Here is a 14472-nt window from a genome sequence, read left to right on the forward strand (position 1 = left end):
TCCTCCTCATATTCAGGATAACACGAGGTTATTCCAGTTAATAATTATTCAAAAATACAAAATTTCATGAAGCATATAATTTCAGCATGCTTTTTTTTATTCAGCTTATGTATGACCGCTCAAAGCGTTACAGTAACTGTAGATCAAAATGTAACTTTAAAAGAATTCTTTAAGCAAATTGAAAATCAAACCGATTATAAATTTGCCTTTACAGATCAAATTGACACCAATAAAAATTACTTTAATCAAAAGAGTACTTTTAAGCAGACTGATATTGAAAAGCTTATTACGGAACTAAACAAAACGGCATCTGTGCAATTTTCTATAGTAGGCAATAATATTTTTGTTAAACAAAAATCTCAAACCACTAAACCGGCTAAAAAAAAAAGCAAGTTAACCGGACACATATTTGATGATGAAAAGCAACCTGTTATTGGCGCGAATGTTTATATTAAAGAACTGGAAACTGGTGTAGTAACCGATGTTAACGGTAAATACAGTATTGAAGTACCAAACGGATCTTATACCCTTCAGGTAAGTTATGTTGGATTTAAAAATGAGGAAAAACGCGTTTCTGTTTCAGATGATACAAAAGTTAATTTCAATATAGATTCAGACAGCCAGCAATTGGGAGAAGTTATTGTCATGAATAACAAAGCCGCTGACATTAAAACGACTCAAATGAGTGTCAACAAGCTTTCGATGCAGGAAATCAAAAAGATTCCGGTTGCTATGGGAGAACCAGATCCGTTGAAATCGATTCTGACTTTGCCTGGAGTTACAAATGCCGGAGAAGCTTCTTCAGGATTTAATGTCCGCGGAGGTGCTGCCGATCAGAATTTGATTCTTTTGGATGGCGCTCCAGTTTATGCTGACTCACACATGTTTGGATTCTTTTCTATTTTTAATGCTGATATCGTAAATGGTTTAGATTTATACAAAGGAGGAATTCCGTCCAGATTTGGAGGCCGTGTTTCTTCTGTTTTGGATGTAGCACAACAGACAGGAGATTTTGAAGAATATAAAGTAAATGGAGGAATCGGAATTATTTCTAGCCGCCTTTTGGTTCAGGGACCAATACAGAAAGAGAAAAGTTCGTTCATCCTTTCCGGACGTGCTTCGTACGCGCATTTGTTCATGAAACTGGCGGATAATAAAAACTCCGCCATGTTTTATGATTTGAACGCAAAAATAAATCACCGCTTTAATGCCAATAATACCTTGTCTTTTTCGGGTTATTTCGGAAATGATTTGTTCGATATTAATGACCGTTTTGCAAGTACTTACGGAAGTACAATGGGTATCTTAAGCTGGAAACATAAATTCTCGGATCGCTTAAGTAGTAATTTATCTGGCTTTTACAGCGATTACAGATTTAATCTTGAAATTCCGATTGAAAGTTTTAAATGGGACAGCAACATTAAAAGCTACGGATTAAAATACAATTGGAATTTCCAACAGTCCGAGAAATTCAAAATCAATTACGGTATTGATGGTTTGTATTATAATTTTAATCCGGGAGTTGTAGCACCAACGGCTTCAGATTCTCAGTTTAATTACAAACAGCTGGATAAAAAATATGCTCTCGAAGCTTCTGCTTTTATTGATTTTGAAAACCAAATTACAGAAAAACTGAATTTCCGTTACGGACTTCGTTACAGTTCTTTTTATCGTTTAGGGCCAGAACCAATCAGCACTTACGAAAATGGTCAGGCTGTTGTTTATAATCCGTTATATAAAATTTACGAAGAAGGAACTCCTACAGGAACCATCAATTATAAAAAAGGACAGGCAATCAGCACTTTTAATAATTTTGAACCGAGAGCCGCCTTGTCTTATGCTTTTAATGACGAAACTTCTATAAAAGCGAGTTACAACAGAATGGCACAGTACATTCATATTTTATCCAATACACAATCTCCCTTACCAATGAGTATTTGGACTCCAAGCGGGCCATTTACAAAACCTCAGCTTTTGGATCAATATGCTTTGGGGTATTTCAAAAATTTCAAAGACGGAGATTATTCTTTAGAAACCGAATTATTTTATAAAAATGTCCAAAATCGTATTGATTATATTGACGGAGCTGATGTTCTGGCTAACAATAATATTGAACAGGTAATTCTGAACGGAAAAGCAAGATCTTATGGAATGGAATTATTGTTCAGAAAAAATGTTGGTGTCTTTACTGGATGGGTTTCATATACTTTGTCTCGCGCAGAACAAAAAACTCCGGGAAGAACGGCTGAAGAGCCAGGAGTTGCAAACGGTAACTGGTATTTATCTGGCTATGACAAACTGCACAACCTAAGCATTGTAGGAAGTTATGAATTGAACCCAAAATGGTCGTTTAATGGAAATTTCACTTTGCAGTCGGGTCAGCCTGTAACATACGCAAACGGTTATTATGAAATGGGAGGCATTCATGTTCCCAACTATTCTTTGAGAAATGAAAATCGATTACCGCTTTTCCACCATTTAGATGTTGCCGCAACATATACGCCAAAACCAGACAAAAAGAAAGGCTGGCAAAGCTATTGGGTATTCAGCCTTTACAATATTTACAACAGAAAAAATGCTGCTTCTATGAGTTTTACCACCAATGAAGATACTGGCGCAAATGAAACAAGAAGACTTTCAATTTTCGGAATTGTACCCGGGGTTTCTTATAATTTTAAATTTTAATGCTATGAATAAATTGAAAAAATATACGGTAATGAATAAAGCACTGGCATTAATAAGTCTTCTTTTTGTTTTCTCTTTTGCTTCTTGTGAAGATGTAGTAAATCTTGATCTGGAAACAGGAGAAACCAAATTGGTAATTGATGCTGAAATAATTTGGAAAAAAGGAACTGCAGGAAACGAACAAACTATAAAAGTCAGTAAAACGGCTCCGTATTACAGCGGTACAACACCAAAAGTTTCAGGCGCACAGGTTAGAGTAGAAAACAGCAACGGAGATGTCTTTACTTTTAATGAAACTGAAGCAGGAGTTTACAAATGCAACAATTTTGTTCCTGTCATCGATATGGAATATAAATTGTTTATCACTTCAGAAGGACAAAGTTATACCGCAACAGAAAAACTAACTTCTGCTACTCCAATTAATAAAGTAGAGCAAAAAATGGTTCCAGATTTTGGAGGTAAAGATGTTATTGAATTAACTTTTTATTACAACGACCCAGCTGATCAAATCAATTTTTATGTAACCGATTATCAAAGTGAATTTCTAATTTATCCGGAATACGAAATCACAAATGATGAATTTTATAACGGAAATGAAATCAGTACCAGATATTCTCACGAAGATATGAAAGCCGGAAATACGGTAAAAATTACGCATAGAGGAGTTTCTAAAAACTTCTTTAATTATTGGAAATTAATTCTGGAAGCTTCCAGCTCCAATCCGTTTTCTGTTCCTCCGGGAAATATTAGAGGAAACATTATAAATACCAGTAATGCTAACGAGTTTGCTTTTGGTTATTTCAGACTTTGCGAAGCCGATCAGGTTGATTATTTGGTAAAATAATCTTTAAATTAACATTACATTCCGTAGGAATGTTTCATTGGTAGAAAAAAAATGGCAACGGGGTAAATTTACATTCCGTAGGAACGTTTGAGACATCGGATGGTTAAAAAATGATGCCATATCAAACGTTCCTACGGAACGTAAAATAATAATGACCATATCATTTTTCTACCTATGAGATGTTCCTACGGAACAAATAACATCTAAAAATTCTATTTTATCCAACCAGTCTTTTTTCGCCATTCCTCCATTTCAAGTTTTCTTTTTTCAAAATCTATTGGTGGCAACCGATTTTCATCTTTAACTCTTTTTCTCATAATTCCGATTTGTTCTTCCAAAGTATTGAAACCAATTTGTTTTCTTCTTTCATTTACTTTCGTCAGATCATCAAAGAAATTCGGGCTCATTTCACCGTTTACATCCCAGTCAAATTGGGTTCCGTACACCTGAGGTTTCCCTTCAAAAACAGCAATTCTATCTGACAGATAAGCAAGATTTATTGGATCTGCCTTATCTCCATTTACAGCTTTTTCTAATTCTGAAGCACATTTTCGCATAAAGTCCGGTTGTCCAATGGCATGCTGAATTATAATCCACGCACTTTGACTGGCTTCTTCCCCAACTTTATCAATTGATGGATAACCAATTTGGTTTATTATATCTTCTAATTCACTTGCATTTTTATTGTGCAGTTTTTCCATTTCTGCGTTATATCCTGCTGAAAGCTTTCCGTTTTGAATGAGTTTTTCCCTCAATTCAAAATCGGCATTTTTGAGTTCGATTATTTTTTCAGCTATTTCTTGATAATTCATTTTTATCATTATTAAAATCTTCCAATGCGTTCTCTCAGCAATTTAAAATACTTCTCTTTCATATCTTCAGATAAAAATGAAATCTCAATCAGATCGTTCCATTTCTCTGCATTTTCAAACATTCTCTTCATGATCTGATCGATAACTTTATCACTAAGTCCTAATCTTTCTTTGGCAAAATAATCAATCAAATCAGTGGCTTTAAAATTACTTTTTTTGCCTTTTAATTTTAGAGCCATTTCTTCCTGAGGATTTTTTATCGCAATAGAAGAGTTTAGAAAATCATAAGCAGGTGCTAAAGTTGTTTTTCCTGATTTTGTAATCAGTGAAAAATTTTTCAGGTGCATATCTTCATTGCCCGTCACAAAACAAAATAATACTCTTTTAAAAAGTTCTGCTTTTTCAATGGAAGGAAATGTGCAGAAATCATCCAAAACTTTTACAATTTTCTCCATCGTAAAATTATATTTTGTATCTCTGGAACTTCCTGTTAACTGTGCAAAATCTTCTGTAGCAAATTTTCTTCCTTTACTGTAACGATCAAATCTTTTTATAAAATACGATTTTGAATGGTCTTTAGAATAAACCAATCCATGAAGCGGTACTTCGATTCCGTAGACTTTTGCCATTCGCATGGTAAGGTCTTCATTTTCGGGCAACTCAGGAAAAATATCGCTTTGAGGTTTTATAATGAAATTGCCAAACTGATCTACGATTTCGAATTGTTGTTTTTTAATTGATAAAACAGCACTTAACTTAGGCTGAACCCCTTGAATAGATAATTTACTAGCTCTATTTACCGCTTCTTGTCTTTGTTCAGAAGCAGAAAAAGGAAGATTATGAAAAGAAGTTAATTTAGGAGACAGCAGTTTTAATCCTTTAATACTGTATAGTTCATCTCCACACAGTTCATATGTGATGGGACATCTATTCATTATCAACTTCTTTAACCGTTACCGCTCCAACTAAATCACTTCCCGTTGCAATAAGCTGCGAAAAATAATCTTTTGTGTCTATTTTATTTATTTTTAAAAGTCCCTCCAGCATTATTCCTTCTGGGAGTAATCCTTCAAAAAATGGTGGAAAATTTGAGAAAGAATATTTTTTATGAGCAACTGGCATTGTAAGTGAAACTGGTTCTGCTGAATAATCATTATCATACTCAAATAGATAGCTGCCATTTTCTTCTTCTACAAGCTCGCCAGCTCTTACACCATGTACATAAACAATTGCTTTTCTCATCTCTTATTTTTTTAGTGGGCTACTAAATTGCACGTCAATATTCAAAACATTTAGAATTGCTTTTAGACTATCCCATCTAACAGATTCCTTATTTTTTTCAACATCAAATACCGTCGTTTTCCCTATACCAGCTAAATTGGCTAATTCAAGCTGTGTTAATCCTGCAGTTTTACGATGTTCTCTAATTAATTGGCCTAAATTAAAATCATTCATAATTACCGTTTTAACAGTAAATATATCGATTTTTGAGATACAAAAAACACAATTGCAATCTATTTATCATTTTTTACCGCTAAAACAGTAAAAAATAAATTGAATTATCCTTTTTTGATTTTTTAACCAAATTAACTTTTATTTACTGCCATAACAGTAAAAAACCTCCAAAATCATTTCTGACTTTGAAGGTTTTTCACTTTATCTAAAACTATAACTTACTTATATTCTTTTTCTTTTTGTGCATACCAATTTTTCATCACATAAAAAGCTTTCTTTTTAATTCCCTGATCGGAGATTAATCCTTTACGATTAAAGAAATCCTGAATGTTTGGCAATTGTCTTCTGGGAGATCTAAAGTCAACTAAAATCCAAGGCGAAACTCCTGCCAAACCTTCAATACGATTGAACATTTGTGTGTTTTGAATGTACAATTCTTCCTGATATTCTTCGTTCCAGCGCTCTTTTTTATCTCCATGCAGACCTTGTAAAGCTTCGCCTCCAAATTCGCTGATAATTACAGGTTTGTTGTATGGAATTACCCATTGCATATCTTTACACGATTCGTTTGTTCCTCTGTACCAGCCTAAATATTGATTGAAACTTACGATATCTACAAACTCATTCATATTATCATGAAGTGTATTTACATTGTTCGGACTTTTGGTTACTTCCATCGCCATACTTATTAAACGTGTATTGTCTTGTGTACGGGCATATTTTGCCAATTTACTCAGGAAAATATCTCTTTCATCACTATGTGGTGTTTCATTGGCGATAGACCAAATCACGATTCCGCAACGGTTTTTATCTCTGTAAATCATGTCGTGCAATTGGCGTTCTGCATTGGCATAGGTATCCGGATTTGTCCAGGAAATCGTCCAGTAAACCGGAACTTCAGACCAAATCATAATTCCCATTTTTTCGGCTTGTCTTACCATGTTTTCATTATGCGGATAATGTGCTAAGCGAACATAATTACAACCTAACTCTTTTGCCCAATTTAATAAAGTAATGGCATCGTCCTCTGACCAGCCTCTTCCCGATCTGAATGGCGCTTCTTCATGAATACTGATTCCTCTCAAAAAGACTTTTTTGCCGTTTAACAGAATTTCTTTTCCTTTGGTTTCAATGGTTCTAAAACCAATTTGATCTACAATGTTTTCATCTGCTTTAGAAATCGTTACTTCATACAATTTTGGTTTTTCAGGTGTCCATAAAACCGGATTGGATTTAATCTCAAAATACGCCATTCCTTTTGCATCTGTAGTAACGCTTTTTTTGATTTTTAATTCCGGAATCGAAACTGAAACCGACTGATTTGCTGTTTCATCATTCAGTTTTATCCAGCCGGAAATCTTTCCTTTTTCTTTTTTATCCAATTGAACCAAATAATCTTCGACATAAGTATTTGGAACCTGAGCTAAAGTTACGTCTCTTGTGATTCCGCCATAATTCCACCAGTCCATGTTTACCGTTGGAACATTGTCTTTATGACGTTTGTTATCTACTTTAACTACAACAAAATTGTTTCCGTCCACCAATAAATTAGTTACATCAAAATTGAAAGGCGTATAACCACCAACATGCGTTCCTGCCAGTTTTCCGTTTACATACACTTTCGCATCGTAATTGACTGCTCCAAAATGAAGAATCCCTTTGGTTTTAGTGTCTTTTTTATAATTAAAGTCTTTCTGAAACCAAACCGTTCCTTCATAAAAAAACAATCTTTCGTCTTTCGAATTCCAATCAGACGGAATATCCATTGTCGCAGAAGTCGCGAAATTATATTCCGTTAAATCTGTGGTATTCCATTTTTTATTTTCGAAAAATCCGTTGTTTTTAAAAGGCATTAAGCGGTAATCGTAATATCCATTTTCCAGCGGATCTACGATATAACTCCATTTTCCGTTTAAGGTAATATTGTTTCGGGCGGCAATATTGGAAACTAATGGAACTTCCTGTGCTATGGCTTTTCCCATCAGTAGAAAAGTACAACACAGCATTACAATTTTTTTCATAGTTTTTATTTTTAATTATCTGATTTAATTAAGTAGCTATATGTATGACACTGATTAAACGGATTCGTTATCACGAAGACGCCGATAAAAACGAATTTTTCAACAAAATAAAATCTGTTTTTTTTCTGCGCTTTTGCGAATGCAAATCTGTTTTATTCGTGTTCTCTTTACGCAAACTAATTTATCTGCTGATCTGCTAAATCTGCGAGCTGAAAATTTCTCTCGCAGATTTGGCAGATTAAGCAGATTTTATTTTTTAAACACATAGAAACATAGGTTTTCATTGTGTGCAAAAGGCGTTTCACTTGCATAAATACACATAGCTGGATTTTAAACTCCTATTTTATCTGCTGATCTGCTAAATCTGCGGGCGGAAATTTCTCTCGCAGATTTAGCAGATTGTACAGATTTTTAAACACATAGAAACATAGATTTTCTTTGTTCAGAAAAAGGCGTTTCACTTGCATAAATACACATAGCTGGATTTTAATCTCCTATTTTATCTGCTAATCTGCTAAATCTTCGGACTGATATTTCTCTCGCAGATTTGGCAGATTGTACAGATTTTTAAACACATAGAAACATAGATTTTCTTTGTTCAGAAAAAGGCGTTTCACTTGCAGAAATACACATAGCTAGATTTTAAACTCCTATTTTATCTTCTGATCTGCTAAATCTGCGGACTGAAATTTCTCTCGCAGATTTGGCAGATTGTAAAGATTTTTAAACACAAATCATTTCTCTACCTAGTTTGTCATCCTGACGAAGGAAGGATCTCCACAAGTAGCTCCGCACAGTATTTCTCCAATCTTTGCAGAGCTACTTGCGGAGATTTCTCCCTTCGGTCGAAATGACAATACCACAAAAAGCGTTTTGCGATAACATTGATTATCGTTGGTTCTGTAAAAAAAACATTTACATCTTATCAAAATAACGTGTTAATTCATAAGCATTATCATTAATCACTTTCATCTCTTTTAACAATGGCTGATACGGTTCGAAATTGCTATTGACAATTCCTTTGTTCGAATCACGATTGGAATAATCTGTACTTAAATCCTGTGGATCGTTGTCCATATATTTGAACCAATGCCAGCCAACTGAATTTTTATTTTTCAGTAATTCCAACGTGAAATTCTGATAAAAAAGTCCTCTTTCTTTCTGCGTTCGAACCAGCCATCCAGCACCTGTATTATTCGGCAGTCCGGAATCTTCTCCTTTGGTGTACCATTCTGTAATCAAAAATGGTTTTCCCGACCATTCGCCCCAATTGTTCATCAATTCCTGGCTCGGTTCCCATTTTCTGTAATGATTGATCGAAATAATATCCATGTACTTTCCTGCCACTTTAAAAATCTCCGGATTGGTCAATTCCTGTTCTTTATCCTGATTGAAACGGCATCCTAAATACATGTGGTTTGGATCTGCTTTTCGAAGTGCTTCCGTTACCTTTTTCATATAAGTTTCAAAATAAAAAGCGGTAAATGCCATTCGGTCTTCCTGAGTAATATCCGAAACGGAAGCATTAAAACCTTTTCTTTTATCAAACCACTCTTTTGCAGCGATATAACCCTGCTCATCTTTGGCCAATAAAGTTAAATGTTTATCTAATGCGTCGTTGTACCAAGGCAGTTCATTATCAGTAAAATAACCCATCAAATACTTATCATTTTTGTACTGAGAAACCTCTTTTACCGATTTTTCGATGTAAGTATCAAATTCTTTATCAAAAACCATTACTAGATCAAAGCGGTAATTTTGCCAGCTGGCTTCTTTATATTTTCCTCCATATTTTTTAATATGTTCAGAATGATACATTCCCATAGGAGAAATTATCACAGTATAAACCAGCGGATTTTCAGCATTTCGAACTAAATCAACATTTGACCACGCTCCTACGCCGTTGAATCCGTTATCGCGAAGTAGTTTTGATTCCTGTTTTACCCAGTTTTCTTTGCTTCCGAATTTCTTATCAAATGCTTTCTGCTGATTTACAGAACGTCCTGCATTAAAAACGGCAATTCCTTTATAGATATAAGGATAACCTTCAGGATCAATAATCCACCATCTATTGTCTATTTTTTCGGTTCTGAAAAATCCTGTTGCTTCTTTCTGCCAGACTTTTGATCCGCCATAAATTGAAACAGGTTCTTGTTTTTTAATTTTAAATCCAGGCAGTTTATCAATGGTTTTAGCATCATAAGCCACCCATTTTGGATCTAAAGCATTTTGTCTGGCTTCAACTTTTTGATACGTAATTTTATTCTGAGCATGTACTGCTATCAGACTTGTAAAACAGAACAATACGCAAATGGAATGTTTCTTTAAATTCATTTTTTAATTATTTTTTTGAGAGGAAATAGAGACTCTAATTTTTAACACATAGAAACATAGATTTACTTTGAGCATAAAAGGCGTTTCACTTGCATAAATGCACATAGCTAGATTTTATCTGCTGATCTGCGAGCTGATATTTCTCTCGCAGATTTGGCAGATTTTATTTTTAAACACATAGAAACATAGCTCTACTTTGAGCATAAAAGACGTTTCACTTTCATAAATACACATAGCTGGATTTTACTAACAAAGTTCAGCTATGTGTTAGAAACTAGTTTCTTTCTATACCCTTTCCAAGTCTAAAAAATCTATGTCTCTATGTGTTTAAAAAAAAATTATTTAGATAAATAAATGTGATCGAAATCAAACGTATAGTTGTTTAATGCTCTTACATCTTCTGGATCAACACTTCTCAAAACCAAAATGTCTTTGATTTTAGTTAAATCTAATGCCGGATTTTGCTTTTTGTATTCTGCAATTGGAATTTTAACCATGTTCCAGCTTCCGTCTCTTTTCAATCCGTACAGATTACTTGTTGCATCAAATTCAACATAACCAGTGTTAGAAGCATCTTTCATTCTAAATCTGATTTTTCCGGTGCTGGTTGTTCTTACGGCCATATTGATATAAGTGTACGATGAAATATCAGTGAAATTGACAAATGATAGAATTGCCATTGCCCATTTCGCTTCTGCAGCAGGTGGTGTTGCCGGAAGAGAAAAGTTTCTGTAAGCGCCTTCATATCCATCTGTTGCTACTTCTTTAATTACAAACTGATTGCTTGAAACCCAGTTTAAAACAGGAGCCGTTTTTGTAAAATCAGGATTTTCAGAGTAGATTTTAAGGGCATCGGCTGGGATAACAATTGGCGGCGTAGGTGGTGCTTCTACCTCAACTGTAAAAGTTTTCTTTTGAATGGTGTTATCTACGAAAGTGATTTCTAAAGTAGTTGTAAAAGTTCCTGCTTTGGTATATTTTACTTCAACATTCGGTTCAATTGAAGCTCCTGGCGAACCGCCTTGAAAAGTCCATTTTATGGCACGTACTTTTGTTGACGAATCGGTATAGGTTACTGTTTCTCCTCCTTGAATAGCTGTATTTGTTGAAGTCGCATTTAATTCTCCTTTTTTATAAAGATATACTTCGCGTACATCGTCTTCGCAGGAAAGCAAACCTACAAAAAGCACTAAAAGGAAATATTTTAATCTCGGTATATGGTTTAGTTTTATGGTCATGATTTTAATTTTTTTGGTTATTTTTTTATAGAAAATAGAACATAGATTATAGAGAAAAGACTTCTCAGCAAATCTTATTTCTTCCCTTTTTCTATTTTCTATTCTCTATAATCTATATTCTATTTTCTAGCATTCTAAAAGCCTATTTCAAGCCTTCTAAAAATCCATGATACGCTGGTTTTTTATTATAGTCGGCATCCAGCAGTAAAGGATATTCTTTGGAGTTCCAGAAAGTTGTCAGCCACGTATACTTGTCTGTTACTCCCCATGTTGAGATAGCAAATTTTTGAGCCTGTGGCAATTCTTCATACAAAGTTGTAATGTACTTGTATGTTTCCGCCTGTTTTTGTGCTTCGGTATCTGTAAAGACGTATGAATCAGATTTACTTGTATTTACTTTGATATCCAATTCTGAAATATGAATTAGCAATCCTGTTGAAGCCATATCCGTAAAACCAGTTTTCATAGTTTGCCTGTTGGTATCTGTTGCATAGTGAAACTGATCACCAATACCGTCAATAGGCACTCCGTTGGCTTTGAATCTGGTAACCATTTTTTTGATGGATGCTCTTTTTCCTGCATCCAGTGCTACGCTGTAATCATTGTAAAATAGTTTAGCATCCGGATCAGCTGCTTTGGCATATCGGAAACATCTTCCGTAAAAACCAATTGGATCTTTAAATAATGAATTAATTACAGTTTCATTTCGCATAGCTCCACCATCTGCAAAAACTTCGTTGACAACGTCCCAGCTTTTTACTCTGCCTTTATAACGCCCAACAACATCTGTGATGTAAACTTTTACTTTTGATTCGAATGCGATGGAATCGTATTTGGCATTTTTAAACCATTCCGGAAATGAATCATACCAAACTAAAGTATGTCCGTGAACTTCCAGATTATTGTCTTTAGCAAAACCAACTAAATAATCGGCTGCTGTAAAATTATAAGCTGTTGAAGAAGTCCAGATACTTGCCATTTTCATTTCAAATTCGGCTGTAATCTGGCTATAGTGTTTTAAAACAGCATTTTTGTAATTGGCTTCTCCTTGCAGGTCTCTCATTTTTACTGCGGCTCCAATTTTAAACTTTGCTTTTTCCTTCAGTGTCTGTGTAATCGGATTTGGATTACCAGAATCACCTTCATCTGCATTTATAAAAACTACTTTTTCGTCGTTGCTGCAGGATGCAAACAACAAAACGGTAAGTATACCCAGAATATATTTTTTATTGATCATTGTGTGTCTGTTTTTAAATCCGGAAGTCAGATTAGGATTATTCCAACTTCCGGATGGGTTATTACTAACTTTAACCTTAACTTTTTTGAAATTTTTTAAACACATAGAAACATAGTTTTACTTTGAACATAAAAGGCGTTTCACTTATTTAAATACACATAGTTTTAACTATGTAAAAAGAAATATGTTTCTATTTATAAATCAGATTTTAACTTTAATTGTAACCAACATTAAATCCTGCCGGTTTTCCCATCAAATCAATTTGGCTTTGTGGAATTGGCATATTAATCATGGCCGGAGTCATTTTCAATTGTACTTCTCCGGAAATAGTTCCTGATGGACTTGAACGGAAATATAAATTTTGCCTTTCGACCAAAAGTCCAAGTCTTTTCAACAGAAACCATCTGTTATTTTCGAATGCTAATTCTCTGGCTGATTCGTCTAAATAATTATTTAATGTCCAAGCTGTCAAATCAAAAGTGGTTACGTTACTTTCAGGATTTCCTGTATAACCTCTTCTTCTAACTTTGTTTAAGTAGGCTAATGCTTTCGTATCATTACCTAAATTGTGATACGCTTCAGAAGCCAATAAATAAGTCTCAGCTACTCTGTAATACATATAATCTTTATAGCTGTTTGAAGTCATTGGTAATTTTTCTGAATCGTGGTATTTCTTTAAACTCCAGTGCCAGGCTCTGTAATTTCCGTTTGGTGCTGCAATCGCCGGATTGGTAATTGGCTGTCCGAATTTTGGATTACCTGGAACGTTGATTTTATAGTCCTGATAATTATCTGAATAATAATAAGTTTTAAATCTTAAATCATTTGCCTGATCGTACAATGATTTTAAGTAATTGTTTGGATAAAACCAACCTAAAGCCTGACCTCCGTAGGCAACGTCCTGAACCAATTCGCTTGTATTTAATTCGTAAGTTCTGTGCGTGAAAACACTGCTTAACCAGGAACCTCCGCCTCCTGCTAAATCATCACTTGGTCCTAATAAGAAATCTTTTTGATAGGTAAACAGTGATTCTTTATGATTTCCATTTTGTCCCCAAACATCTGCTAAAGCAACTAAACCGTGAGTTCCATCATTTATAATTGCATCAAATTGTGCTGCCGCTTCTGCCCAGTCTTGCTGCCATAAAGCGCTTTTACCACGAATGTGTCTTGCAACTCCCTGGCCGTAACGTCCCGGATCAACTTTAAAAGGAAGATTGGCAATTGCATAATCCAGATCTCCATCTATTAATTTGTACACATCTGCATCGCTTGCTACTTTGTATTCAACCGGATCGTTGATGTTTTGTGGTGTTGTTGGAATTGTATCAATCAAAATTCCGCCATACATTTGTTTTAAATCCAAATACAATTCACCTCTAATTACTCTTGCCTGCGCGACTAATCTTTTCTTCGCCGCTTCATCCATTTTTATAGATCTTGCCGAAGTAATAATAGCCGAGCATCTGTCAATGATTTTATATCCCTGAATCCATTTTGAACCTGTATAAGATTGCGGATTATGACCGGTTCCATAAGGCGTATTCCAGGTTCTGTGCAATCCCAAATCGGTTGCTACCATAAAGAATACATTGGCCCACAAATCATTATTATCTCCGGATGGCAGATTATAATAACGCATCTGATTGTAAAGTGCATTAACCCCAACTTCTAAACCTGCCGGAGAATTGTAGATATAATCTACAGAAACTTGATCTTTTACGGTTTCCTCCAGAAAATCTTCGCACGAAGTAAGTCCTAAGGAAAGTCCGAAAATCAAAACAAATAGAAAATTTATATTTTTCATGATCTTGTTATTTTTTATTTACTGAATGTCTTAAACCTT

The 14472-nt window shown here is 34.6% G+C and carries 11 protein-coding genes; 2 read left to right on the forward strand and 9 right to left on the reverse strand.

The features are described from left to right. Positions 1 to 66: 66 nt before the first annotated feature. Positions 67 to 2685, forward strand: coding sequence for a carboxypeptidase-like regulatory domain-containing protein (locus HYN56_RS00810; protein ID WP_109190451.1), 2619 nt, complete (start codon positions 67 to 69; stop codon positions 2683 to 2685). Between the two features lie 4 nt (positions 2686 to 2689). Next, a complete protein-coding gene (locus HYN56_RS00815; protein WP_167398258.1) occupies positions 2690 to 3529 on the forward strand; it encodes a DUF4249 domain-containing protein in 840 nt (279 codons plus the stop codon). A gap of 212 nt (positions 3530 to 3741) precedes the next feature. On the opposite strand, the gene HYN56_RS00820 is transcribed toward HYN56_RS00815, so the two are convergent. From HYN56_RS00820 to HYN56_RS00860, 9 genes are all read right to left on the reverse strand, one after another. Continuing rightward, positions 3742 to 4341 (reverse strand): DUF6624 domain-containing protein, encoded by a 600-nt coding sequence (locus HYN56_RS00820; RefSeq protein WP_109194690.1) that lies wholly within the window; start codon positions 4339 to 4341, stop codon positions 3742 to 3744. An 11-nt stretch (positions 4342 to 4352) separates the two neighbouring features. Beyond that, on the reverse strand, positions 4353 to 5276 hold the full coding sequence (locus HYN56_RS00825) for a HipA domain-containing protein (protein WP_109190453.1): 924 nt from the start codon (positions 5274 to 5276) through the stop codon (positions 4353 to 4355). Continuing rightward, on the reverse strand, positions 5269 to 5583 hold the full coding sequence (locus HYN56_RS00830) for a HipA N-terminal domain-containing protein (protein ID WP_109190454.1): 315 nt from the start codon (positions 5581 to 5583) through the stop codon (positions 5269 to 5271). The genes HYN56_RS00825 and HYN56_RS00830 overlap by 8 nt, the downstream gene beginning before the upstream one ends. Before the next feature lie 3 nt (positions 5584 to 5586). Further along, positions 5587 to 5796 carry a helix-turn-helix domain-containing protein gene (locus HYN56_RS00835; RefSeq protein ID WP_109190455.1) on the reverse strand — a complete coding sequence of 70 codons (210 nt, stop codon included), beginning with the start codon at positions 5794 to 5796 and terminating at the stop codon, positions 5587 to 5589. Between the two features lie 218 nt (positions 5797 to 6014). Next, positions 6015 to 7817 (reverse strand): glycoside hydrolase family 2 protein, encoded by a 1803-nt coding sequence (locus HYN56_RS00840; RefSeq protein WP_109190456.1) that lies wholly within the window; start codon positions 7815 to 7817, stop codon positions 6015 to 6017. A gap of 915 nt (positions 7818 to 8732) precedes the next feature. Next, a complete protein-coding gene (locus tag HYN56_RS00845) occupies positions 8733 to 10151 on the reverse strand; it encodes a hypothetical protein (protein WP_109190457.1) in 1419 nt (472 codons plus the stop codon). Positions 10152 to 10489: 338 nt separating this feature from the next. Beyond that, positions 10490 to 11389, reverse strand: a complete 900-nt coding sequence (locus HYN56_RS00850) for a PKD domain-containing protein (RefSeq protein WP_109190458.1) — start codon at positions 11387 to 11389, stop codon at positions 10490 to 10492. Positions 11390 to 11531: 142 nt separating this feature from the next. Then, positions 11532 to 12731, reverse strand: coding sequence for an endo-1,4-beta-xylanase (locus HYN56_RS00855; RefSeq protein ID WP_240622639.1), 1200 nt, complete (start codon positions 12729 to 12731; stop codon positions 11532 to 11534). A 109-nt stretch (positions 12732 to 12840) separates the two neighbouring features. Continuing rightward, a complete protein-coding gene (locus HYN56_RS00860) occupies positions 12841 to 14433 on the reverse strand; it encodes a RagB/SusD family nutrient uptake outer membrane protein (RefSeq protein WP_109190459.1) in 1593 nt (530 codons plus the stop codon). Positions 14434 to 14472 lie beyond the last annotated feature (39 nt).

The sequence above is a fragment of the Flavobacterium crocinum genome, from assembly GCF_003122385.1.
In the GTDB taxonomy this organism is placed as follows: Bacteria; Bacteroidota; Bacteroidia; order Flavobacteriales; family Flavobacteriaceae; genus Flavobacterium; species Flavobacterium crocinum.